Raw genomic sequence first — 22,921 nt, 5'->3', positions numbered from 1 at the left:
TGCGGGTCAGGCGAGGCAGCAGCGGGTAACGAAGCGCGGAAAGAAGCGAGGTGAGACGCGATCGGTCGACGATCCTTGGCATGCAATCTCCTTGCAGGTCGGGAGCGGACGGCATCCGCCGTCCGCGGGCGAGACGGCCGGTCCCGGCACCGGATTACGGCTTGGCCTTCGGCACACGTCCCATCAGGAAGAACTCGTCGTTGGGACGCATGCCGATGGTGTTGGCCATCCGGTTGGACAGGCCGAAGAAGGCGGTGATGGCGGCGATGTCCCACGCGTCCTCGTCGGAGAAGCCGTGCGGGCGCAGCGCCTCGAAATCGGATTCGTCGATCTCGTGCGAGGCCTGGCAGACCTTCATCGCGAAATCGAGCATCGCGCGCTGGCGCGGCGGCAGGTCGGCCTTGCGGTAGTTGACCGCGACCTGGTCGGCCAGCAGCGGCTTCTTCTCGTAGATGCGCAGGATCGCGCCGTGCGCGACCACGCAATACAGGCACTGATTGACGCCGGAGGTGGCGACCACGATCATCTCGCGCTCGCCCTTGGTCAGCCCGCCCTCCTTGTCCATCAGCGCGTCGTGATAGGCGAAGAAGGCGCGGAACTCGGCTGGCCGGTGCGCCAGCGCGAGAAAGACGTTGGGAACGAAGCCGGCCTTCTCCTGCACCGCCAGGATGCGCTCGCGGATATCGTCCGGAACCTGCTCCAGCGTCGGCACCGGATAGCGGCTGATCGGCTTGCTGTCGACACTGCCGCCGGACTTGCCGGCTGCCGCGCCCTGCGCGGCACGGCCTTGCTGCGATTCGCTCATCGTGGTCTCCTCGGTTGATTCCGGTCCATCCGTCCGCCGGCATGGCCGTCGCGCGGCGCGCGAGGCATGCCACAGTATCGGCCAGCCACGGCGGCACGCCAAGCGAGGCCGGCCGGTGGCGCACCGCACCGCACCGAATCGCACCGCGGCACGGCGCCCCCCGCGGCGGGCTTACTGCGTCGCGAACTGGATCCGGTGCAGCCCGGCGTACAGCCCGTTCGCGGCCAGCAGCTCGGCATGGGTGCCGTGCTCGGCGATGCGTCCCTGATCCAGCACCGCGATGCGGTCGGCGTTCTCGATGGTCGACAGGCGGTGCGCGATCACCAGCGTGGTACGGCCGACCATCAGCGATTCCAGCGCGGCCTGGACCTGGCGCTCGGACTCCGAATCCAGCGCCGAGGTGGCCTCGTCCAGGATCAGGATCGGCGCGTCCTTGTACAGCGCGCGCGCGATCGCCAGGCGCTGGCGCTGGCCGCCCGACAGCTTCATGCCGTTGTCGCCGATATTGGTCTGCAAACCCTCGGGCAGCCCCTTGACCACGTCGGTCAGGTAGGCGGCCTCGAGCGCGCGTTCGACCCGCGCCATGTCGATCTGGTCGGCCGAGTGCACGCCGTAGGCCACGTTGGCGGCGACGGTGTCGTTGAACAGCACCACGTCCTGGCTGACGAAGGCGATCTGGCGGCGCAGGTCCTTCAACGCCAGCGCATCGAGCGGCTGGCCGTCGAGCAGGATGCGCCCTTCGGTCGGGTCGAAGAAGCGCGGCACCAGGTTGACCAGCGTGGTCTTGCCGCTGCCGGACGGGCCGACCAGCGCCAGCACCTCGCCCGGGCTGACCTGCAGCGACACGTCCTGCAGCGCCGGGCGCCCGGCGTCGCCATAGCGGAAGCCGACGCGCTCGAACACCAGCTCGCCGCGCGCGCGGTCCAGCGGCAGCCCGCCCTGCTGCGGCTCCACCGGCTCGTCGATCAGCCGGAAGATCATTTCGGCGGCGGTCATGCCGCGCGTCAGCGGCTGGTTGATGTCGGTCAGGTGCTTCAGCGGCGAGATCAGCAGCAGCATCGCCATCACGAAGCCGGTGAAGCCGCCGATGGTGGTCTGGTTGCCCTGCGCCTGCACCATCGCGATGGTGATGATCACCGACAGCGCCAGCGCGGCTAGAAACGCGGTGACCGGCTGGTTCAGCCCGCCCGCTACCGCCATCCGCATCGAATAGTTCTTCAGCCGCTCGGCCATCGCGCGAAAGCGCGCCAGCTCGTAGGTCTCGCCGCCGTGCAGCTTGACCACCTTGAAGCCGCCCGCCGCTTCCTCGACGACATAGGCGGCGCTGTTGGTCAGCGTCTGGTGCTCGCGGTTGAGCTTGCGCAGGCGCCGGTTGATCTTCGACATCAGGTAGCCGATCACCGGCAGGATCACCGCGACGATCAGCGTCAGCCGCCAGTTCGTGTAGAACAGGTAGATCAACAGCGCGACCACCGTCAGCGAATCGCGCACCAGCGTGATGAACACGCTGGTCAGGATCTGCAGCACCTGGTTGACCTCGAAGATCACCGCATTGATCAGCGACGCCGCGGTATTGCGATGGAAGAACATCGCCGGCACATGCAGCATGCGCTCGAACATCTGCAGCCGCATCTTCAGCAGCACGCGGTTGGAGATCAGGCTCAGCAGGTAGCCGGAGGCGAACTGCGCCAAGCCGCGGATCAGCGCGACGCCGGTCAGGATCGCCGGCACATGCCACAGCTTGCCGGCGTAGTCGCCGCCGAAGCCCTTGTCCAGCAGATCGTTGACGACCTTGGGGATCACCCCTTCGCTGGCGGCCACGACGGCCATCGCGACGATGGCGGCGATGAAGATGCGCAACTCCGGGCGCAGGTAGGACCAGAGTCGGGCGGGCATGGTTTGCACACCTGGCGTCGATGGGCGGGACAAGAACACTCCTTCGGAATAATCAGAGGCGCCGGTGAGCCCGGGCCGAAGACCGGAAGCGGGCGCCGGCGCGGTCGGCCCGGCGCAGAGGCCGGCAGGGGCCGGGGTACAATGGCGCCGCGCTCGACCGGGGCGATACCGTGCCGATTGCGGTCGGATCGCGGCTCGGTCGCGTCAATACAGCAGGCCATACGACCACGTCAATGAAACTCTCCGTCGTCATCATCACCCGCAACGAAGCCCACAATATCCAGGCCTGTCTGGAGAGCGTGAAGTGGTGTGACGAGGCGATTATAGTGGATTGCATGAGCGCGGACGCCACCCCGGCAATTGCCCGGGACATGGGCGCGCGCGTGATCCAGACCGAGGACTGGCCCGGCTTCGGTCCGCAGAAGAACCGCGCGGTGGACGCCGCCACCGGCGACTGGATCCTCAGCATCGATGCGGACGAGCGCGTCAGCCCCGCGCTGCGCGACGAGATCCTCGCCGCGATCGCCAGCGACAGCGCCGACGGCTACGAGATGCCGCGGCTGTCGCAGTTCTGCGGCCGCTTCATCCGCCATGGCGGCTGGTATCCCGATTACGTGACGCGGCTGGTGCGCCGCGGCCACGGCCGCTTCAGCGACGCGCTGGTGCACGAGAGCCTGATCGTGCAGGGCCGGCTCGGCCGGCTGCGCGAACCGCTGACGCACTACAGCTATCGCGACTACTCCGACGTGCTGCGCAAGATCGACAGCTATTCGTCGGCCGGCGCGCGCCAGGCCTTCAGCCGCGGCAAGCGCTCGTCGCCGCTGGCCGCCGCGGGCCACGGCCTGTGGGCCTTCCTGCGGACCTGGCTGCTCCGCCGCAGCATTCTCGACGGCGCCGAAGGCTTCGGCGTCGCGCTGATGAACGCGCAGGCGAGCTACTACAAATACCTGAAGCTGTGGTACCTGGGCCGGCAGCAGGCCGGCGGCCAATGAGCGGCCGGCGGCGCCCCATGACCGTGGCTTTCCTCCCGTCCCGATATCCGTGTCCATGAAGATCGGCATCTCCTGCAACCGCTTCGGCAAGGGCGGCGGCTTCGAACGCTATGCGCTGGACCTGGCGCGCGGCCTGATCGCGCGCGGCGAGCGTCCCGCCGTGTTCGCGCGCCGCTTCGACGGCGACATCCCCGAGTACGGGCAGGTCGACCGGCATCTGGTGCGCGTGCGCTGGCTGCCCGGCAAGATGCGCGACACCGCGTTCTCCTGGGGCATGCGCGACGCGCACCGCCACTGCGATCTGCTGATCGGCTGCAACCGCGTGGTAGGCGCCGACCTGGCGATCTGCGGCGGCACCCATCGCGGCTACCTGCGCGCATCCGGACGCGCGCCGACCTTCTGGGACCGGCGCCAGATCGAACTGGAGTCGCGCCACTACGCGGCCGCGCGCCACGTGGTCGCGCATTCGCAGTTGATGGCCGACGAACTGGCCGAGCTGTATGGCGTGCCGGCCGACCGGCTCGCCCTGCTCTATCCGCCGGTCGATACCGCGCGCTTCCAGCCGGTCGACGATGCCGCGCGCGCGGCATTGCGCCGGCGCTTCGGTTTCGGCGACACGCCGGTCTTCCTGTTTCCGTCCTCGGATCATTCCCGCAAGGGGCTCGACGTGCTGGCCCGCGCGCTGGCCGACAGCGGCCTCGACGCGACGCTGGCCGTCGCCGGCCGGCCGGTCGGCAGGACCCTGCCGGGCGTGCGCGAACTGGGCTATTGCGCCAACATGGCCGAGCTCTATGCCGCCGCCGATTTCACCGTGCTGGCGTCCAGCTACGAGCCGTTCGGGCTGGTCGGCATCGAATCGGTGCTGTGCGGCACGCCGGTGCTGCTGGCCGACAATATCGCCTGCCTCGAGGTGATGGACGATGCGGTGGCGCGGCGCTTCCCGCGCAGCGACGTGGCGGCGATTGCCGCCGTCATGCGCGAGGCCGTGGCCTGGTCGAAGGATGGCGGCGCGCGGATCGCCGAGCCGCGCCGGCATCTGCGCTACAACCCCGAACCGGCCGCGCATCTGGATGCGCTGCTGCGGCTCGCCGGGGCCTGACCTTCTCCGTTACGTCCGCTCAGCGCGGCCGCGCATCTGGATGCGCTGCTGCGGATCGCCGGGACCCGACCTTCCCGTTACGTCCCATCAGCGCGGCCGCGCTGCTGCCGCGGATGCGAGTTCCAGCTGCCGCGTGCGATTGGCGATGATGCCGAGCAGCGTCGCCGAGGTCAGTCCGAAGAAGGCGGTGTTCATCACCAGCGTGAAGACGTCGATGGTCAGCCCGAACACCACCGTGCCCAGCGTCAGCACCAGGCCCATCGCGGCCGCGGTGGCGATGTCGGGATCGGGCGAATGGCGATGGCGCCAGAAATAGACCGTCGAGCCGTAGTACAGCAGCAGCAGCACCGCCAGGCCCAGCAGCCCCATCTCCGCCAGCGTCGAGAACAGCTCGTTGTGCGCGTGCGGATGGATGATCGCCGGCGAGGCCTCGCCGCGCTCGGCCAGCACCTGCAGGCTCTCCTTCAGCGTGCCCTTGCCGACGCCCAGCGCCGGCTCGCGCTCGAACAGCGTCCAGGCCGCCTGCCACAGCTGCAGCCGCAGGCCGATCGAGGTATCGGCATCGCCGTGCGCCAGCCGCTCGAAGTCCGACGTCGCGGCGGCGATGCGGCTCTGCACCACCGGCGTGTTCAGGGCCGCCATCGCCCCCAGCGTCAGCGACGCGGCGAACACCAGCATCAGCCGGCGCGGGCGCATGCGCGCCAGGTCGAAGCGGCACAGCAGGACCCACAGCATCACCGGAATGGCGATCCAGCCGCCGCGGCTCTCCGACGCATAGGAGGCGTAGCAGCCGGCGGCCAGGCCGAGCAGGCGGAAGACCTGCTCCCAGCGCGGGCGGCCGCGTTCGGCCAGCGGAATCGCGCCCATGAAGCCAAGCACCAGCGCGGTGTCGCCGAACGGAATCGGATTGGTGAACGGATTGCCGGCGCGGCCGGACATCACCCACTCGGCGGGGGAGAACAGGATCAGCACGGACCAGAAGCACGCGCCCAGCGCGCCGATCACGCAGCCCCATTGAAACGGCCGCAGCCGCTCGGCCGGCACCGCGGCCAGCAACAGGAAGATCGGCACGGACAGCAGCAGCCGCGACGGCGAATCGAAGGCGCGTGACGGCACCTCGCCGGTCAGCAGCGCCTGCAGGCCGATCGCCAGCGGATAGGCCGTCATCGCGACGACGTACCACTTGTAGCGCAGCAGCAGTTCGCGGCTCTGGCGGCGATTCTCGGCCTGGCTCAGCCACAGCAGGCTGAAGGCCAGCACGACGAAGAAGCAGTAGCCGGTGCCGCCCTGCAGGGTCAGCATCAGCACAGGGGACAGTGCCGCGGCAGTCGCCGCGACACCGATGGACAGACGATCGATGCTCATGGATGAAATACGGATCGGCGCCGGAACGGCGTTGGCGGGCACATTGGCCATGAGCCGGAAACAGGGGCCGCCATCTGAGGCAACCATGGCAGCGCCGGGGGCGCGCCACGCGGCGCATTATACCGTTGCCCCCCTGGGGCCCCCTCCCTGCGAGGGGGTGCCAGGGCGGCATGGTATCGTTCGGCCGTGCCCGCTGGGGGGCATGTATTCGGCAACGGGTGTTCGGAAACGGGTGTCCGGCAACGAGCGGCAACGACAGTTCGGCAACGACGGTTCGGCAACAACGATTCGGCAACAAGAGAGGAAGCGAGGATGAGCGGTACGGCGAATGGCGGCGATGTGCGGGAGGCGGCAGACACGGCGAATGCGCGGGACGGCGCGTGGCCGTCCGCGACCCTGCTGCTGATCACCTACAACCAGCAACGCTTCATCGCCGACGCGATCGCCGGCGCGCTCGCGCAGGACTATCCGGACCTGGAGATCATCGTCTCGGACGATGCCTCGACCGACGACACCTTCGCCGCCGCCCAGCGCGCCCTGCAGGGCTATGCCGGCCCGCACCGGGTCACGCTGCGGCGCAATCCGGTCAACCTCGGCATCAGCGGGCATCTGAGCCAGCTGGTCGAGCTGTCGCACGGCGAGCTGATCTTCGTCGCCGCCGGCGACGATATCTCGCTGCCGACGCGCTGCCGCGAGGTCGCGCAGGCGTGGCTGGCGCACGGCCGCAAGCCGGACCTGATCGCCACCGACCTGATCGACATGGACTACGAAGGGGCCGACCACGGCACCATCGCGCACAGCGAGCTGGGCATCTATGACGGCGTGGCGCGCTGGATGGCCGAACCGCCGGTCGTCATCGGCGCCTCGCATACCTGGACGCGCCGGCAATTCGAACGCTTCGGCCCGATCGCTCCAGGCATGATTTCCGAAGACCAGATCACCACGCTGCGCGCGGTGCTCGGCGGCGGCGCCATCACGCTGCGCCGGCCGCTGGTGCGCTATCGCCGCGGCGGCGTCTCGGGCAAGCGCAAATGGCGCACGCCGGCGGACTTCGTCAAGCGCATCCAGCTGACCAACCGCAGCTCGCTGGCCGAGACGCTGCAGTTCATCCAGGACGCCGAACTGGCCGGGGCCGGCGACGCGATGCGCCGCCACAAGGCGGCCAAGCTGGCGCGCGAGACCTTCACGCGTGACATCTTCGCCGCCACCAGCACCGGCGAGCGCCTGCAGCTGCTGCTCGGCGCGCGCGACGTGCGGCTGGGCCACCGGCTGCGGATGTTCCTCTATGCGGCCTGCCCGGGCGTGTATGCGCCGTTTTTCGCGCTGGGGAATATGGTGAAGGGAATGAAGGGCTGAGGGGCTGGGGGAGAGGCAAGCAGGCGCTTGCCAAACCAGCGGTCTGGTCGCACCGCCCTATGCCCTCTCCCCCTACTCCCTCCCGCAAGCGGGAGAGGGGGCCGATAACGGGCGTTGTCGCGAAAGCCAGGGCAGCGACAGCTCGGCGACTGAAGCCTCCCTGCCTCACTCGTACAGCGTACTGACACACTCCGGCGACAGCGCCGCCCGCAACGCCGCCAGCGTGTCGTCCGACGGCACCACCTGCCACGCCTGGCCCAGCACCGCCTCGCAGACCGCCGAGGCGCTGGCGTACTGGATGCAGACCGGCAGCCCGGGGCTGCCCGCCGACGCGGCCAGATGCGGGGTCAGCAGCTCGCGCAGCATCGCGGTCGACGAATTGCCGTTCAGCGACAGCTTCAGCGCGCGCGCGTTGCGGATCCGCGCGGTGGTCAGGTCCATCACGGTTTCCGCGGTGAAGCGCACCCCGCCGGTGAAGGTGTCGTGGCGGGCATTGCCCTGCGCGATCAGCAGTTCGTCCTCGCGGAACATGTGCCGGTTGGCGTCGAACAGCTCGTTGAACACCGTCATCTCGATCTGCCCGGTGCCGTCGTCGAGCAGCACGATCAGCATCTTGCCGCGCTGCGTCATCTGCGTGCGGATGCCGGTGATCACGCCGGCGACCATCTTGCCGCGCACATCGCGACCGTAGCCGCCGCCGTTGCCCTGCACTTCCTTTTCCAGCGACGCCAGCGTGCCCTTGACGAACCGCCGCACCTCGTCGCGATAGGCGTCGAACAGGTGGCCGGAGAAGTAGTAGCCGAGCGCCTGCTTTTCCTCCTGCAGCATCCGCTTCGGCGTCCAGGCCGGCTCGTCGATCAGCTCCGGGCGGTGCGCATCGCCGTCGTCGGCCATCAGGTCGAACAGCGACACCTGGTTGGCCGACTCGGCCTTCTGCTCCGCGGCCTCCATCGCGCGCGGCACCGAGGCCAGCAGCTGGGCGCGGTTCGGATGCAGCGTGTCGAAGGCGCCGGCGCGGATCAGCGCCTCGATCGTGCGGCGGTTGACCTGGCGGCGGTCGACGCGCTCGCAGAAGTCGAACAGGTCGGTGAACGGCCGTTCCTCGCGCGCGCGCAGGATGTCCTCGATCGCGCCCTGGCCGGAACCCTTGATGCCGCCCAGGCCGTAGCGGATCGTCTTGGCATCGGTCGGCGCGAAGCGGTATTCGCTGGCGTTGACGTCCGGCGGCAGCACGCGCAGCCCGTTGGCGCGGCAATCCTCGTAGAGGATCTTGACCTTGTCGGTGTCGTCCATCGCCAGCGACATGTTGGCCGCCATGAATTCGGCCGGATGGTGCGCCTTCAGCCAGGCCGTGTAGTACGCCAGCAAGGCATAGGCGGCCGCGTGCGACTTGTTGAAGCCGTAGCCGGCGAACTTCTCCATCAGGTCGAAGATCTCGTCGGCCTTGTCGGCCGACAGCCCGTTCTTCGCGGCGCCCTCGCGGAACAGCTCGCGATGCTTGGCCATCTCCTCGGGCTTCTTCTTGCCCATCGCGCGGCGCAGCAGGTCGGCACCGCCGAGCGAGTAGCCGCCGATGATCTGCGCCATCTGCATCACCTGCTCCTGATAGACCATGATGCCGTAGGTCTCTTTCAGGACGGGTTCGACGCGCGGGTCCGGATATTCCACCTTCTCGCGGCCGTGCTTGCGCGCGCAGAAGCTGGGGATCAGGTCCATCGGGCCGGGGCGGTACAGCGACACCAGCGCGATGATGTCCTCGAAGCGGTCGGGCTTGGCGTCCTTGAGCATGCCCTGCATGCCGCGGCTTTCCAGCTGGAACACCGCCACCGTGTTGGCTGACTTGAGGATGTCGAAGGCGGCCGGATCGTCGAGCGGAATCTGGCTGCAGTTCCAGTCGGCCTTGCCCGGATCGAGCCGGCGGATGTAGCGCTCGGCCCAGTCGAGGATGGTCAGCGTGGTCAGGCCCAGAAAGTCGAACTTGACCAGGCCCGCCGCCTCGACGTCGTCCTTGTCGTACTGGCTGACCACGCCGCTCATGCCGTCGTTCTGGCCGCCCTGCGTGTACAGCGGGCAGAAGTCGGTCAGCTTGCCCGGCGCGATCAGCACGCCGCCGGCGTGCATGCCGACGTTGCGCGTCATGCCTTCGACGCGCTGCGCCAGTTCGAGCAGCTGGCGCACTTCCTCTTCGTTGTTCTCGCGCTCCGTCAGCAGCGGCTCTTCCTTCTTGGCCTCCTCGATCGTCACCAGCTTGCCCGGCTTGAACGGGATCAGCTTGGCCACGCCGTCGACGAAGTTGTAGCCCAGGTCGAGCACGCGGCCGACGTCGCGCACCGCGGCCTTGGCGGCCATGGTGCCGAAGGTGGCGATCTGCGACACCGCGTCCTTGCCGTACTTCTCCTTGACGTACTGGATCACGCGATCGCGGCCGTGCTGGCAGAAGTCGATATCGAAGTCGGGCATCGACACCCGCTCCGGATTCAGGAAACGCTCGAACAGCAGCGCGTACTTGAGCGGATCGAGGTCGGTGATGCCGAGCGCGTAGGCGACCAGCGAGCCGGCACCCGAGCCGCGGCCGGGGCCGACCGGCACGCCGTTGTTCTTGGCCCAGTTGATGAAGTCCGCCACGATCAGGAAGTAGCCGGGGAACCCCATCTTGATGATGATGCCGGTCTCGAACTCCAGCCGCGCGTAGTACTCGGGGCGCCTGGCTTCGCGCGTCGCCTCGTCGGGGAACAGCACCTCCAGACGGCGCTCCAGCCCCTCCTTCGACATGTGCACGAGATAGTCGTCAAGCGACATGCCGTCCGGCGTCGGGAACAGCGGCAGGCGCGGCTTGCCGAGCTCGAGCGTCAGGTTGCAGCGGCGCGCGATCTGCACCGCATTCTCGAGCGCGGACGGGATGTCGGCGAACAGCGCGCACATCTCGTCCTGCGTCTTGAAATACTGGTCGGTGGTGAAGCGGCGCACACGGCGCGGATTGGCCAGCAGCTCGCCCTCGGCGATACAGACGCGCGCCTCGTGCGCGGTATGGTCGTCGGGGGTCATGAACTGCACCGGATGCGTCGCGACCACCGGCAGCTGCAGCGCCGCGGCCAGCTGCACCGCGCGTTGCACATAGGCCTCGGTGCCCGGATGGCCGGCGCGCTGCAGCTCGATGTAATAGCGCTGCGGGAAGACCGTGGCCCAGTGCCGGGCGGCACGCTGCGCGGCGGCGTCGTTGCCGTTGGCCAGCGCCTGGCCGACGTCGCCGCCCATCGCGCCGGACAGCGCGATCAGGCCCGTCGACAGCGGCAGGCCGTCCTCGCCGGGTTCCTCGAGCCAGGCCGGCTCGAGCTCGGCGCGGCCGCGGTACTGGTTCGACAGCCAGGCGCGCGACAGCAGCACGCACAGGTTCAGATAGCCGCGCCGGTCCTGCACCAGCAGCAGCATGCGCGCGGGCTTGTCGCGATCGTCGGCGTTGGTCAGCCAGACGTCGGCGCCGACGATGGGCTTGACGCCACCGCCGCGCGCCTCCTTGTAGAAGCGGATCAGGCCGAAGGCGTTGGCGAGGTCGGTCAGCGCAAGCGCGCCCATGCCGTCGGCGGCGGCGGCCTTGACCGCATCCTCGAGGCGGACGATGCCGTCGACGATCGAGTATTCGGAATGGAGGCGGAGATGTACGAAGCGGGGCGAAGACATGGGCGCCATTGTACCGGCGCGAGCTCGCGGCCGGGCCGCCGGGGGGCGACGAAATCCGCTGCGGCACGCCAGGCGATGGCGAGGCGATGGCGGTGCGAGGCGGGCGGCGGTGTCGGGCACGGTGGCAGGGTGCGGTGGTCGGGCGCGGTGGCTGGGTGCGGTGGCTGGGTGCGGTGGCTGCGTGCGGTGGCTGGGTGCGGTGGCTGCGTGCGGTGGGTGGGTGCTGTGGGTGGGTGCTGTGGGTGGGTGCTGTGGGTGGGTGCTGTGGCTGGGTGCTGTGGCTGGGGGCTGTGGCTGGGGGCTGTGGCTGGGGGCTGTGGCTGGGGGCGGTGGTCGGGCGCGATCCCGCGCGCCGGGCCGACCCGCTATAATTTCGTGTTTCCCATCAGGCAGTCATGGCGGCACGCGATGCCCACGGCGCCGCGCGACGCGCGGACCGATCCCCGCACGCGCCCCATCCCGCCACGCCGTGCTCCGCAGTCCATGCAGATCGTCAATATTTCCGCCTACAAGTTCGTCACGCTGAACGACATCGAGACGCTGCGCGCCGCCTTGCGCGAGCGCTGCGAGGCGGCCGCGCTCAAGGGCACCGTGCTGCTCGCCCCGGAAGGGATCAACCTGTTCCTGGCGGGCAGCCGCGAAGGCATCGACGATGTGGTGGGCTGGCTGCGCGCCGATCCGCGCTTCGCCGATCTGGAGCCGAAGGAGAGCCTGTCGGAGACCCAGCCGTTCAAGCGGATGCTGGTGCGGATCAAGCGCGAGATCATCACGATGAAGATGCCGCTGATCCGGCCCGAGGAAGGCCGCGCGCCGTCGGTGCGCCCTGCCGACCTCAAGCGCTGGCTCGACCAGGGCCATGACGACGAAGGCCGGCCGGTGGTGATGCTCGACACGCGCAACGCCTTCGAGGTCGCGGTCGGCACCTTCGAGCAGGCGGTCGACTACGGGCTGCAGAAGTTCAGCGACTTCCCGGCGGTGGTGGAGGAGCACAAGGACGAGTTCGCCGGCAAGACCGTGGTGTCGTTCTGCACCGGCGGCATCCGCTGCGAGAAGGGCGCGATCCACATGCAGCAGGCCGGCATCGAGCGCGTCTATCAGCTCGAGGGCGGCATCCTGAAGTACTTCGAGGAGGTCGGCGGGAGCCACTATCGCGGCGACTGCTTCGTCTTCGACTACCGCACCGCGCTCAATCCCGAGCTGCAACCGGCCGGACCCAAGCAGTGCTTTGCCTGCCGTGCGGTGGTCACGCCGGAGGAGCAGCAGAGCCCGCACTATGTGGTCGGCGTCAGCTGCCCGCACTGCCATTCGCAGCGCGCGGCGCAGGGCGAGTCCGAATCGAAGCAGGAAGGGAAAGCGGCGCAGGCCTGATCGACGCCTCGCCGTCGTCAGGGATGCGGCTGCGCTAGGCCGCCAGCAGGTGGTACAGATTGCGCAGCATGCCCGCGGTCGCACCCCAGATGAAGCGATGTCCCCCGCCTTCGCGCGGATACGGCATCGCATAGAACATCCGCTCGCCGTCGACCCAGCGGAACAGCCGCCGCTGGTGGTGCGACGGGTCCATCAGGAAGGCCAGCGGCACCTCGAACACATCGGCCACCTCGCGCGCATCGGGGCGCAGCGCGAAGCCGTCGCGCACCAGGCCTACCACCGGACTGACATGGAAGCCCGTGCCGGTGATGTAGTCCGGCAGCGCGCCCAGCACCTCGACGTAATCCCGGTCCAGCCCGATCTCTTCCTCCGTTTCCCGCAGCGCGGTGGCGACCCGATTGATGTCCTCGGGCTCCCAGCGGCCGCCCGGAAAGCTGATCTGCCCCGCGTGGGCGCTCAGGTTCGCATTGCGCTGCGTCAGCAGCACGGTCAGGCCGTCGGCGCGCTGCACCAGCGGCACCAGCACCGCGGCGTCGCGCAGGCTCTGCTTGGGGTCGTAGGCGCGCGACTCGTCGGTCAGCTCCGGCTGCCAGGCCGGCGGAGTCAGGAAGCGATGGCGGATGAAGTCGGGCCGCAGGCGCGGCTCGGAAAGCGGTGGGTGCTGGCTGTCGACCGAGACGATCGGCAGCGATTCGGGATCGAAGGCGGGGCGCATAGCGGCACAAGTATGACAGACCTCGCCGCGGGGCATCGGCGGGGCCGGCGGCATGCGAGGCGCGTCCGGCATGCCGGGCATGTTCGGCGTGCTCGGCTGGCTCGGCGTGCTCGGCGTGCTTGGCGTATGCAGCGGGCTCGGCATGCTGGCCGCACGCATGCCCCATGCCGTCATCCTGCGGCCACCATGCAAAAAGGGCACCCGAAGGTGCCCTTGAAGACGGAGCGCGAACCCCGTCCATCGCTCCGGCCGGCGTGCCGGCCAGGCGCTGCGTCTTACTCGGCAGCCGCGACCTTGGAGGCCTTGGTGACGAGCTTTTCCTTGATGCGAGCGGACTTGCCCGAACGCTGGCGCAGATAGTACAGCTTGGCGCGGCGCACATCGCCGCGGCGCTTGACTTCGATGCCGGCGATCAGCGGCGAGTACAGCTGGAACGTACGCTCCACGCCCTCACCCGACGAGATCTTGCGCACGATGAAGGACGAATTCAGGCCACGGTTGCGCTTGGCGATCACCACGCCTTCGTAGGCCTGCACGCGCTTGCGGTTGCCTTCGACCACGTTCACGTTGACGACAACGGTGTCGCCCGGCGCGAATGCGGGGATGGTCTTGTTCGCGGTCAGACGCGCGATCTCTTCCTTCTCGATCTGCTCGATGATGTTCATCGTTTCTTCTCCTGTGCCATCGTGACGGCGTTGCATGCCTCGCCTCCTGGCGCGGCCCCGACAGAGGATGGGGTTTCAACTGGCGGAGGCTTGCCCCCGCCCTTCCTTCGCCGCCCACTCCGACAGGAATTTCTCGTCGGCCTTGGTCAGCAAACCTTGGCGGCGCGCGGACTCGATCAGGTCGGGCCGCTTGCGCGCCGTATTGGCCAGCGCCTGGTGGCGCCGCCATTTTTCGATCTCGGCATGATGGCCGCCGAGCAGTATCTCGGGGACCCGCATGCCTTCGTATTCCTCGGGCCGCGTGTAATGCGGACAATCGAGCAGCCCGTTGACGAAGCTGTCCTGCACCGCCGACTGCGCGTCGCCCAGCACGCCGGGCAGCAGACGCACCACCGCGTCGATCAGCGCCATCGCCGGCAGCTCGCCGCCCGACAGCACGAAATCGCCGAGGCTGATTTCCTCGTCGACGCGACGGTCGATCAGGCGCTGGTCGATCGCCTCGTAGCGGCCACAGATCAGCACCAGACCGGGACGCTGCGCCAGCTCGACCACCTTGGCGTGCGTCAGCGGCGCGCCCTGCGGCGACATCAGCACCACGTGAGAGGCGCTGACACCGTCGCCGGTACCTGCATCGGCACCGGCACCGGCAAAGGCATCGGCCTGCGCCGCGACGGCGGCGTCGATCGCGTCCTCCAGCGGCCTGGCCAGCATCACCATGCCCGGTCCGCCCCCATAGGGACGGTCGTCGATGGTGCGGTAGTTGTCCGTGGTGAAGTCCCGCGGATTCCAGCTGCGCAGCGTATAGCGCTGCTGCTTGGCGGCCCGGCTGGTGATGCCCCAGTCGGTCAGCGCGCGGAACATCTCCGGGAACAGCGTGATCACGTCGAACTGCATCGGTCTCACTCCTGTTCCGTTGCCTGCCGTTGCCTTGCCTTGCTGCGGTTGCTGCTTTTGCTGCGGCGGCTAGTAGTCCAGCCCCCAGTCCACCACGATGCGCCGCGCCTCGATATCGACGTGCCGCAGATAGGCGTCGACGAAGGGAATCAGACGCTCGCCGGGCTTGCCGTCCGGCAGCGCGTAGGCAACCTGCAGGATCTGGTGGGCGCCGTTGTCGATCAGCCCGGCGACTTCGCCCAGGGCTTCGCCCTGCTCGTTGCTCACCGTGCAGCCGATCAGATCGACCCAGTAAAACTCGTTCTCTTCGGGCGCGGGGAAATCCTCGCGCCGGATCCAGACGCGACGCCCCTTGAGCGCCTCGGCCAGATTGCGGTCCGCCACACCGGACGCCTGCGCCACCACCGTGCCGCTATGCTCGCGCGACTGCGCGATCTTCAGGCACAGCGGCCCCGCGTCGCGGGCCGCCGACTGGGCCACCGGCCGCGAAGCCGGAGCCTCGGGCTGCAGCAGCCACCAGCGCCGCGCATGCAGCAAGGCGCCGGCATCCTGCGCATGGGGCTGGACCTTGATCCAGCCGCGCACGCCATAGGCTGCGGCGACATAGCCGACCTCGATCAGGTCGTCGGGCAGGGCCTGCCCATACACCAGCGCGGCCGGGATGCGGGCCTCGCGTGGCGTGCCGGTCCCTGTTCCGGGCCCGGTGGCGCCGGGCGGCACGTTCAACGGCCGCCGTTGCGCGCCGCGCGCGGACGTGGTCACGGCAGACTACCGGTAGCGGCAGCGTAAATCAGGCAGCGGCCTTGGCGGCGTTCTGCTTGACCAGACGGGCAACGGTCGGCGACAGTTGGGCGCCAACGCCTTGCCAGTAGGTCAGGCGGTCTTGCGCCAGGCGCAGACCTTCTTCGCCTTGCGAAGCCAGCGGGTTGTAGAAGCCGATACGCTCGATGAAACGGCCGTCGCGGCGGTTGCGCGAGTCGGCTGCAACGATATTGAAGAACGGGCGCTTCTTGCTGCCGCCACGGGCCAGACGGATTACGACCATGGGTGAATTCCTCGAAAAACGGGGTGTGCGAACACGAAACGCAAGAGTATAGCCCAAATACTGAGGCCAAACAAACACTTAGGGTAGCCGACGGCGGGGCAGGCCAATTGACGGCCGCGTCACGCCTCGGCATCGTGGCAAAAACACCAAACGCAGGAGGGGTCGTGCGCTACCTTAGTCACTTTTCCACCGTCCTGGCCGGGCTTGCCGCCCTGCTGTCCCAGGCGATCACGCCAGCCGCGCACGCCGAATCGCTCGAGCAGATCCAGCTGCCGCCGGGCTTTCGCATCGAGCGGCTGACCGACGCCGTGCCGGAAGCGCGCGGCATGACCTTTTCGCCGGGCGGCACACTGTACGTCGGCAGCCGCGGCGCCGGCAAGGTCTACGCGGTACAGGCGCCGCTGAGCGGCAAGCCGGTGGTCCACACCGTCGCCAGCGGCCTGACGCTGCCGATCGGCGTGGCCTGGCGCGACGGCGCGCTCTATACCTCCTCGGTCTCGCGCATCCTGCGCCTGGACGGCATCGAACAGCGCCTGTCCAACCCGCCCAAGCCGGTCGTCATCAACAACCAGCTGCCCAGCGAGACCCACCACGGCGGACGCTTCATCGCCTTCGGCCCCGACGGCTACCTGTACGTGCCGATCGGCGCGCCGTGCAATGTCTGCGCGCGCGACGAGGGCCGCTACGCCAACGTGATGAAGATGAAGCCGGATGGCTCGGACCTGCAGGTCGTGGCCAAGGGCGTGCGCAACACGGTCGGCTTCGACTGGCACCCGACCACAGGCGAGCTGTGGTTCACCGACAACGGCCGCGACTGGCTCGGCGACGACCAGCCGCCCGACGAACTGAACCGGGCCCCGCGCGCGGGCATGCACTTCGGCTTTCCGTATTGCCACGCCGGCGACCTGCGCGATCCCGAATTCGGCAAGCAGCGGCCCTGCTCGTCGTTCGAGCCACCGGTGGCCCGGCTCGGTCCGCACGTGGCGGCGCTGGGCATGCGCTTCTACACCGGCACGCAGTTCCCCGCCGAATATCGCAACAACATCTTCATTGCGGAGCACGGCAGCTGGAACCGCAGCGAGCGCATCGGTTATCGCATCACGCGCGTGGTGCTCGACGACAGCGGCAAGGCGGTCAGGCAGGAGGTGTTCGCCCAGGGCTGGCTGCAGGACGGTCAACCGTGGGGCAGACCCGCCGATGTCGAGGTCGCGCCCGACGGTTCGTTGCTGGTCAGCGACGATATGGCCGGCGCGATCTACCGCATCCGCTATGCGCCCTAGCGACGCGCGGCGACCGCCCGCGCACCGCCTCGGGCAACGCTCGCGCAGGCGTCGCCGAAGATGAGAACAGACCGCATTCGCAAGCGAAACAATCCGTTACACCGGTAACGGGATTGGCATAGGCGCCTGCTGGCAGCGCTGCGTACCATGATCCCAATCTTCTCGACAACGACAGCAAGCGAAGGCTCTGGGATTCCGCATGCTTTTCCGCTCTCTCCTGCGCGACGCCGCGGCCGCCACCGTGCTGGTGGCGTCGGTGCTCGGCCTTGCGGCCCTGAGCCATGCTCAGGGCGGCTGGTCGCGGCAGGGCGCCGACATGCGGGACGGCTTCGGGGCGCGGCTGCTGCCGACCGGCATGGAGCGCACCGTGATGCGTGCCGAGAGCCCGGACCATGTGCGTGCGCAGATCGAGCGGATGGAAGCCCGAGCACGCGCCGACAGCCGGCTGAACGGGCGCCCCAACCCGCCCAGCGACCGCGGCGCGCCCGAACGTACCCAGACTTCCGAGCGCAGCGCGCAGAACGGCAGCAGCGTGTCCGGCGACAACCGCCCCGCCAATGTCGGACCGGGCTGGCAAGGTTCGGGTCGGGAAACCACCCGCTAGTCCGGATACTTCCCCGCTTTATCGTTTGAAACGGCGACGGCGCTGCGATGACGCTTGCCGTCGCGCGTTTTTGTCGCGCGGCCCGTCGCAGGCTTGCTGCTGCCGTTCGCCCTTTGCCGTTCGCCCTTTGCCGTTCGCGCTTTGCCGTTCGTCGCCGCCGTTCGCCGTCTCCCGTTGCGGCGGCTGGCAAGCGCCTTCGCCGATCGCGATGGCGTCAGAAGCCCGCGCCGGAACTTTCCCCTCCTTTGCAAGGTCAAATAGCTCGTGGCGGCAGAAGCTGCGCCGCCACCTGGCTGCCGCCCGGCGCTGACCGGTGTTCAGCAGCGTGCCGTCGATCGCAGGCGGCAAACGCACACTGACATGCCCTTTCCTTCGGATCGTGTCGCGATGGGCGCGGCCTTCGTCCAACCAACCGACGAGGTTCGTATGCTATCCATGCTGACCGACCTGGCTCGACACGCGGGCCAGCTCACTCTGACCGTGCTGTTCATGGGAATTCTGGCCGCCGTGCTGTACGGCGAAACCAATCTCGGCGTCCTGCTGGGCGTCGTGTCGAACGCGCCGCGCTGACGGCAATCGGACGCTGCTGCAAGACAGGACATCGCAGGTTTTGCACCAGCGCCCCCGGCCGGCGATCGAAAGCCACGATCCGCCGACCTTCAACTGGGTCATCGAAGCGGGCGGTGCGGCGTACAATGTGCGCTGCACTGCCCGCTTCCATCGTATGGTCCGGTCGCAGTCTCGGCCGCTGTTCCGGTGCTGATTCCGGTGCTGATTCCGGTGCTGATTCCGGTGCTGATTCCGGTGCTGATTCCGGTGCTGATTCCGGTGCTGATTTCGATGCTGATCTCGGTGCTGGGTTTGGTTCCGATCCCGGTCGCCTTCCGGCAGGTTTTCCCTTCCCACGTTCACGCCCATGTCCGCCGCTCCGTCCTCTGCTTCGCCCGTCACGTCAGCCTCCCCCGCCGCCGCCGGCACGGATCGCGCACCGATGCGCAAGTCGAAGCTGCTGACCGTGGCGCTGGCTTTTCTGCTCGGCAGCCTCGGCGCGCACCGCTTCTATCTCGGCGGCCTGCGCGACCGCTATGGCTGGCTGCACCTGCTTGCCACGCTGGCCGGCGCGCTGGGCATCGCCTCGATGGTGCTGCACGTCGGCGCGCCCGCGCTGAACTGGACCTTCGCGGTGGCGGGCGGCGCCTCGGTGATCAGTGCGTTCCTGGCGGCGATCGTCTACGGGCTGCGGCCGGACGAGCGCTGGGACGCGCGCTTCAATCCGGATGGCGAACCGACCCGCTCCGGCTGGCCGGTCGTAATCCTGGTGATCCTGTCGCTGCTGATCGGCACCGGCCTGTTGATGGCGGGGCTGGCCATCAGCTTCCAGACCTTCTTCGAGTCGCAGGTGGAAGCGGCACGCGAGTTGTCGCAATAAGCGGCTGAAAGCAGCCGACGGAATCCGCTGTCGCAATCAGCTGCCGAAATCAGACGCCGAAGTCAGCTGTCGCAATCAGCCCGCCGCCTTCAGGCGCCGAAGTCAGCTGCGGCGACAAATACGTCGGGCCGCCGCTGACACGCCGCGGGGTACGCTGCGGGTACGTTCACCCCGAGTGCGCCCTTCGATTTCCTGATCCACGTCAACCCCATTCCGGCGTTCGTCAACCATACTGAACCGGTTGTTTCCAACGTCGCGCGCCGCGGCGCTTCGCCGGCAGTGCGCGACCGGTCGGTCGAATTCCAGGAGTGGACATGAACGTTCCCAGCTATGAAGTGGGCCGGGTGGCCGCCTTGACCGTCGGATTGATGCGCGCGTCCGGCCTGTCGCACGACGATGCCGTCGCCGCGCTGGATCTGGCCTGCAGGATGATGGACGACGAGATGGCCCCGCGATCGCCGGCGACAGGCCCCGTGCGGCCGGGCGGTGTGCGGCCCCCTGCCACGGCGAACGCTGTCCGGCCCAACCGGTAACCGGCTAGGCCGCCTCCAGCCAGCGGCGCACGGCGGGATGCACCGTCTCGCGCCAGCGTGCGCCGCTGAACAAACCATAGTGGTCGCAGCGCTCGATCGTCAGCCGTTCGCGGCATCGCGTCGGCAGGCCGCTGCACAGCCCCTGCGCCGCATGCGTCTGTCCCGGTCCCGAAATATCGTCGCGATCGCCCTCGACCGTCAGCAGCCGGGTGCGCCGCAGGCAGTCGGGACGCACCATCTCGCCGCCGACCCGCCACATCCCCTTGGGCAGCAGCATCTGCTGGAACACCACGCGCAACGTGTCGAAGAAGAATTCCGCGGTCATGTCGAGCACGGCACCGTATTGCGCGACCGCGCGCTCGATCTCGCGCGCGGTATCGGCATCGGCCGCCTGGCGCCGGCATAGCCAGTCGAACATCAGCGTCGCGTGGCGATCCGGCTGCGCCGCGACCAGCGCCGGATATTGCAGGAAGCCCGGATAGATGCGCCGCCCCGCGCCGGCATAACCGCTTGGTACCACGTCGATCGCGGTCGCCTCGAGCCACGGCAGCGACAACGTGGCCGCGACGCGATCGAGCGTGGTCGGACCGAGCCGCGGATCGATCGGCCCGCCCATCAGCGTCAGCGTCGCCGGCTCGGCGCGATCGGCCTGCGCCACGCGCGAGACCGCGGCCAGCGCCGGCACCGTCGCCTGGCAGACCGCCAGCACATGCAGCCCGGCCGGATCGAGCAGCCGGATGAAACGCTCCACCAGCAGCACGTAATCGTCGAGGCCGAAGCTGCCGGCGTCGCGCGGTACGTCGCGCGCATCGGCCCAGTCGGTGACGTAGACGTCCGCATGCGGCAGCAGCGCGGCCACGGTATCGCGCATCAGCACCGCTCGATGTCCGGCCAGCGGCGCGCACAGCAGCACGCGCGGGCGCGGCTTGCGACGGGTTCGTGGTGGACTCTGGAACGCCCGCAGCGTGCAGAACGGCGTCACCGACACGGTGCTTTCGCTGACCGGCATCCGCACGCCATCGGCCTCGATGTCATCGAACTCGAAGCGCGCCGTGCCGAACGGCCCCAGCCAGGCCTGGAACCAGCGGTAGTAGTGCTCGAAGCGGCGGCGGTGCGACGCCGCGGCCAGCGGGTATGGCCCGGCGGCGAGCGCCTGCTGGGTCAGTTCGCCCCACATCACGACCGGATCGAAGGCTGCGCGGCCGCCCTGCTGCATCAGATGGATCATGGCTTCCCCATGGCGACGCCGAGGCGGTCGGGGGCGCGAGTGCGCCAACCGCGGCGGCGTGCGCGGCGGATCGAACCGCCATTATGGACAGCGCGCCGGACTTGTACAAACCCGCAAGTTCAGAACAGCGAACCTTGCGCGTCGTCCTCGGGTTTGCGGGCACCGCGCGCGCCGCTTCGCACGCCGGCCGGCGGCGCGGGCGGGACGAATTGCGACGTGTCCAGATCGAAGCGGTGGTAGCGAAAGCCCAGGCGATCGGCCGCCTTGTGGAAGCGCTGGCGCATCAGGTCGGCCCAGACGCCGGTACCGCGCATGCGCGTGGAGAAATCGGAATCGTAATCCTTGCCGCCGCGCATCTCGCGAACGCGATTCATCACGCGCTCGGCCCGGTCGGGGAAATGCGCCACCAGCCATTGCTGGAACAGGGGCGCTACCTCCCACGGCAGCCGCAGCACGATGTAGTTGGCATAGACTGCCCCCGCCTCGCGCGCGGCCTCGAGCACCCGCTCCAGGTCCGGCTCGGTGATGAAGGGAATCACCGGCGCGACGCTGACCGCGACGGGAATACCCGCTTCCGACAGCGTACGGATCGTGCGCAGCCGCCGCGACGGCGTGGCGGCGCGCGGCTCCAGCGTGCGCGCGATGTCGGCATCGAGCGTGGTGATCGTGATCGCGGCCACTGCGAGGCGGCGGGCGGCCATCGGCGCCAGCAGATCGATGTCGCGCTCGATCAGCGACGACTTGGTGATCAGCGCCACCGGATGGTGGCATTCGTGCAGCACCTCCAGCACGCCGCGCGTGATGCGCTGGGTCCGTTCGATCGGCTGATAGGCGTCGGTGTTGACGCCAAGCGCGATCAGCTCGCATTGGTAGGACGGCCGCGACAGCGCCTCCCGCAGCCGCTCGGCCGCATTGGCCTTGGCGAACAGCTGCGTCTCGAAATCCAGCCCCGGAGACAGGTCGAGATAGGCGTGCGTCGGCCGGGCGAAGCAATAGATGCAGCCGTGCTCGCAACCGCGGTAGGGGTTCAGCGAAACGCCGAACGGAATATCCGGCGAGGCATTGCGGCTGAGGATGGAGCGCGCCTGCTCCTGCGTGACGCGGGTGATCAGCTTCGGCGGCGCGGACTCCAAGGCGGCGCCTTCGCTGCGCTCCATGTCCCTGGCCTGCGTGTCCCTGTCCTCTGCGCGCGCCGCATCGTCCTGTCCCGCGGTGTCCGGCGGACCCCAGCCGTCGTCGAAGGGCTCGCGGGTATCGCGCTCGAAGCGCCCCTGCAGATTGCTGACCGCGCCGCGGCCCTTCAGCGGCCGTGGCGCCGGCCGCAGCGGCGCCGGCTCCCCGTGGATGTCATCCGCCGGCAACTCCGCTTCGCGGGGGCCGAGGTGGCGCCCCTTGCGCTCAATGTCCCTCATCTCATGCAGGCTGGCTCTTCTCGTCGACGGGAATGGCCAGCGTCTCCTTGATCTCTTCCATCACGACATAACTCTTGGACTGCGCGGCGCCCGGCAGTTGCAGCAGGATGTCGCCGAGCAGCCGGCGATACTCGCCGATCTCGCGGATGCGCGCCTTGATCAGATAATCGAAGTCTCCGGACACCAGATGGCATTCCATCACCTCCGGAATGCGCAGCACCTCGCGCCGGAACTGCTCGAACATGTTGCCGGCCTTGTTGTTCAGCGTGATCTCGACGAAGACCAGCAGCGCGCTGCCCAGCAGGGCCGGATTCAGGCGGGCGTAGTAGCCCATGATGACACCGTCGCGCTCCATCCGCTTGACCCGCTCGATGCACGGCGTGATGGTCAGGCCGACCGCCTCGGCGAGGTCCTTCATCGAGATGCGGCCATCGGCCTGCAGCAGCGCCAGGATGCGGCGATCGAGGCGGTCAAGGCCGCGTACCGGTTGGCGGGTCGTTCTCATGAATTTTTCCTTTTTCTGGGAAATTTTCGGTAATTATGACTGGATTGATTCC

At 68.6% G+C, this 22,921-nt stretch carries 23 protein-coding genes; 10 read left to right on the top strand and 13 right to left on the bottom strand.

The window, feature by feature from the left end:
- Positions 1 to 154: 154 nt before the first annotated feature.
- Both AC6EI8_RS06670 and msbA read right to left on the bottom strand, forming a co-directional pair.
- Positions 155 to 805, bottom strand: coding sequence for a peroxidase-related enzyme (locus AC6EI8_RS06670; RefSeq protein ID WP_262484917.1), 651 nt, complete (start codon positions 803 to 805; stop codon positions 155 to 157).
- A gap of 171 nt (positions 806 to 976) precedes the next feature.
- A complete protein-coding gene (msbA, locus tag AC6EI8_RS06665) occupies positions 977 to 2,701 on the bottom strand; it encodes a lipid A export permease/ATP-binding protein MsbA (RefSeq protein ID WP_226108249.1) in 1,725 nt (574 codons plus the stop codon).
- A gap of 233 nt (positions 2,702 to 2,934) precedes the next feature.
- Here msbA and AC6EI8_RS06660 point away from each other — a divergent pair, with 233 nt between their 5' ends.
- Positions 2,935 to 3,693: a glycosyltransferase family 2 protein gene (locus AC6EI8_RS06660; RefSeq protein WP_498381571.1), complete on the top strand. Its 759-nt coding sequence runs from the start codon at positions 2,935 to 2,937 to the stop codon at positions 3,691 to 3,693.
- A 55-nt stretch (positions 3,694 to 3,748) separates the two neighbouring features.
- Entirely contained in the window at positions 3,749 to 4,792 is a 1,044-nt protein-coding gene (locus tag AC6EI8_RS06655) for a glycosyltransferase family 4 protein (RefSeq protein ID WP_265632153.1), read from the top strand.
- An 87-nt stretch (positions 4,793 to 4,879) separates the two neighbouring features.
- Here the strand turns inward: AC6EI8_RS06655 and AC6EI8_RS06650 are convergent, their stop codons facing one another.
- Positions 4,880 to 6,157, bottom strand: a complete 1,278-nt coding sequence (locus AC6EI8_RS06650) for an O-antigen ligase family protein (RefSeq protein ID WP_498381570.1) — start codon at positions 6,155 to 6,157, stop codon at positions 4,880 to 4,882.
- Positions 6,158 to 6,469: 312 nt separating this feature from the next.
- On the opposite strand from AC6EI8_RS06650, the gene AC6EI8_RS06645 reads away from it, so the two are divergent.
- Positions 6,470 to 7,513 carry a glycosyltransferase gene (locus tag AC6EI8_RS06645; protein WP_498381569.1) on the top strand — a complete coding sequence of 348 codons (1,044 nt, stop codon included), beginning with the start codon at positions 6,470 to 6,472 and terminating at the stop codon, positions 7,511 to 7,513.
- Between the two features lie 165 nt (positions 7,514 to 7,678).
- Here the strand turns inward: AC6EI8_RS06645 and dnaE are convergent, their stop codons facing one another.
- Complete coding sequence (dnaE, locus tag AC6EI8_RS06640; protein ID WP_149317919.1) at positions 7,679 to 11,191, bottom strand: DNA polymerase III subunit alpha; 3,513 nt, start codon at positions 11,189 to 11,191, stop codon at positions 7,679 to 7,681.
- A gap of 483 nt (positions 11,192 to 11,674) precedes the next feature.
- On the opposite strand from dnaE, the gene AC6EI8_RS06635 reads away from it, so the two are divergent.
- Positions 11,675 to 12,559 (top strand): sulfurtransferase, encoded by an 885-nt coding sequence (locus AC6EI8_RS06635; RefSeq protein ID WP_226108254.1) that lies wholly within the window; start codon positions 11,675 to 11,677, stop codon positions 12,557 to 12,559.
- A gap of 34 nt (positions 12,560 to 12,593) precedes the next feature.
- On the opposite strand, the gene AC6EI8_RS06630 is transcribed toward AC6EI8_RS06635, so the two are convergent.
- A complete protein-coding gene (locus AC6EI8_RS06630; RefSeq protein ID WP_149317917.1) occupies positions 12,594 to 13,274 on the bottom strand; it encodes a CoA pyrophosphatase in 681 nt (226 codons plus the stop codon).
- Positions 13,275 to 13,344: 70 nt separating this feature from the next.
- Here AC6EI8_RS06630 and AC6EI8_RS06625 point away from each other — a divergent pair, with 70 nt between their 5' ends.
- Positions 13,345 to 13,491, top strand: a complete 147-nt coding sequence (locus AC6EI8_RS06625) for a hypothetical protein (RefSeq protein WP_498381568.1) — start codon at positions 13,345 to 13,347, stop codon at positions 13,489 to 13,491.
- A 58-nt stretch (positions 13,492 to 13,549) separates the two neighbouring features.
- Here AC6EI8_RS06625 and rplS read toward each other — a convergent pair whose 3' ends face one another.
- The 4 genes from rplS to rpsP all read right to left on the bottom strand — a co-directional run bounded on the left by rplS (position 13,550) and on the right by rpsP (position 15,878).
- Positions 13,550 to 13,939 carry a 50S ribosomal protein L19 gene (gene rplS, locus AC6EI8_RS06620; RefSeq protein ID WP_053821338.1) on the bottom strand — a complete coding sequence of 130 codons (390 nt, stop codon included), beginning with the start codon at positions 13,937 to 13,939 and terminating at the stop codon, positions 13,550 to 13,552.
- 75 nt (positions 13,940 to 14,014) lie between these two features.
- Positions 14,015 to 14,833 carry a tRNA (guanosine(37)-N1)-methyltransferase TrmD gene (gene trmD / locus AC6EI8_RS06615; RefSeq protein ID WP_498381567.1) on the bottom strand — a complete coding sequence of 273 codons (819 nt, stop codon included), beginning with the start codon at positions 14,831 to 14,833 and terminating at the stop codon, positions 14,015 to 14,017.
- A gap of 69 nt (positions 14,834 to 14,902) precedes the next feature.
- Positions 14,903 to 15,595, bottom strand: coding sequence for a ribosome maturation factor RimM (gene rimM, locus AC6EI8_RS06610; RefSeq protein ID WP_265632145.1), 693 nt, complete (start codon positions 15,593 to 15,595; stop codon positions 14,903 to 14,905).
- Positions 15,596 to 15,623: 28 nt separating this feature from the next.
- Positions 15,624 to 15,878 (bottom strand): 30S ribosomal protein S16, encoded by a 255-nt coding sequence (rpsP, locus tag AC6EI8_RS06605; protein WP_149317913.1) that lies wholly within the window; start codon positions 15,876 to 15,878, stop codon positions 15,624 to 15,626.
- A gap of 164 nt (positions 15,879 to 16,042) precedes the next feature.
- On the opposite strand from rpsP, the gene AC6EI8_RS06600 reads away from it, so the two are divergent.
- Both AC6EI8_RS06600 and AC6EI8_RS06595 read left to right on the top strand, forming a co-directional pair.
- The gene (locus AC6EI8_RS06600; RefSeq protein WP_370639566.1) at positions 16,043 to 17,158 is read left to right on the top strand and encodes a PQQ-dependent sugar dehydrogenase; all 1,116 of its coding nucleotides are present in this window, start codon (positions 16,043 to 16,045) and stop codon (positions 17,156 to 17,158) included.
- 199 nt (positions 17,159 to 17,357) lie between these two features.
- A complete protein-coding gene (locus tag AC6EI8_RS06595; protein ID WP_150084140.1) occupies positions 17,358 to 17,762 on the top strand; it encodes a hypothetical protein in 405 nt (134 codons plus the stop codon).
- An 18-nt stretch (positions 17,763 to 17,780) separates the two neighbouring features.
- On the opposite strand, the gene AC6EI8_RS06590 is transcribed toward AC6EI8_RS06595, so the two are convergent.
- Positions 17,781 to 18,170, bottom strand: a complete 390-nt coding sequence (locus AC6EI8_RS06590; RefSeq protein ID WP_498381566.1) for a hypothetical protein — start codon at positions 18,168 to 18,170, stop codon at positions 17,781 to 17,783.
- 27 nt (positions 18,171 to 18,197) lie between these two features.
- Here AC6EI8_RS06590 and AC6EI8_RS06585 point away from each other — a divergent pair, with 27 nt between their 5' ends.
- The 3 genes from AC6EI8_RS06585 to AC6EI8_RS06575 all read left to right on the top strand — a co-directional run bounded on the left by AC6EI8_RS06585 (position 18,198) and on the right by AC6EI8_RS06575 (position 19,724).
- The gene (locus tag AC6EI8_RS06585) at positions 18,198 to 18,332 is read left to right on the top strand and encodes a hypothetical protein (RefSeq protein WP_265633504.1); all 135 of its coding nucleotides are present in this window, start codon (positions 18,198 to 18,200) and stop codon (positions 18,330 to 18,332) included.
- Positions 18,333 to 18,753: 421 nt separating this feature from the next.
- On the top strand, positions 18,754 to 19,191 hold the full coding sequence (locus tag AC6EI8_RS06580) for a TM2 domain-containing protein (protein ID WP_149317908.1): 438 nt from the start codon (positions 18,754 to 18,756) through the stop codon (positions 19,189 to 19,191).
- A 314-nt stretch (positions 19,192 to 19,505) separates the two neighbouring features.
- Positions 19,506 to 19,724, top strand: a complete 219-nt coding sequence (locus AC6EI8_RS06575; RefSeq protein ID WP_226108258.1) for a hypothetical protein — start codon at positions 19,506 to 19,508, stop codon at positions 19,722 to 19,724.
- A gap of 4 nt (positions 19,725 to 19,728) precedes the next feature.
- On the opposite strand, the gene phaZ is transcribed toward AC6EI8_RS06575, so the two are convergent.
- The 3 genes from phaZ to AC6EI8_RS06560 all read right to left on the bottom strand — a co-directional run bounded on the left by phaZ (position 19,729) and on the right by AC6EI8_RS06560 (position 22,869).
- Positions 19,729 to 20,952 (bottom strand): polyhydroxyalkanoate depolymerase, encoded by a 1,224-nt coding sequence (phaZ, locus tag AC6EI8_RS06570; RefSeq protein ID WP_149317906.1) that lies wholly within the window; start codon positions 20,950 to 20,952, stop codon positions 19,729 to 19,731.
- Positions 20,953 to 21,071: 119 nt separating this feature from the next.
- A complete protein-coding gene (locus AC6EI8_RS06565; RefSeq protein ID WP_498381565.1) occupies positions 21,072 to 22,364 on the bottom strand; it encodes a PA0069 family radical SAM protein in 1,293 nt (430 codons plus the stop codon).
- Position 22,365: 1 nt separating this feature from the next.
- On the bottom strand, positions 22,366 to 22,869 hold the full coding sequence (locus AC6EI8_RS06560) for an Lrp/AsnC ligand binding domain-containing protein (RefSeq protein WP_149317904.1): 504 nt from the start codon (positions 22,867 to 22,869) through the stop codon (positions 22,366 to 22,368).
- Positions 22,870 to 22,921: the final 52 nt, after the last annotated feature.

It is taken from the genome of Cupriavidus sp. R6-3 (genome assembly GCF_059772245.1).
Note: the sequence above shows the minus strand (reverse complement) of the source record. Positions and strands in the feature narration are given on the sequence as shown.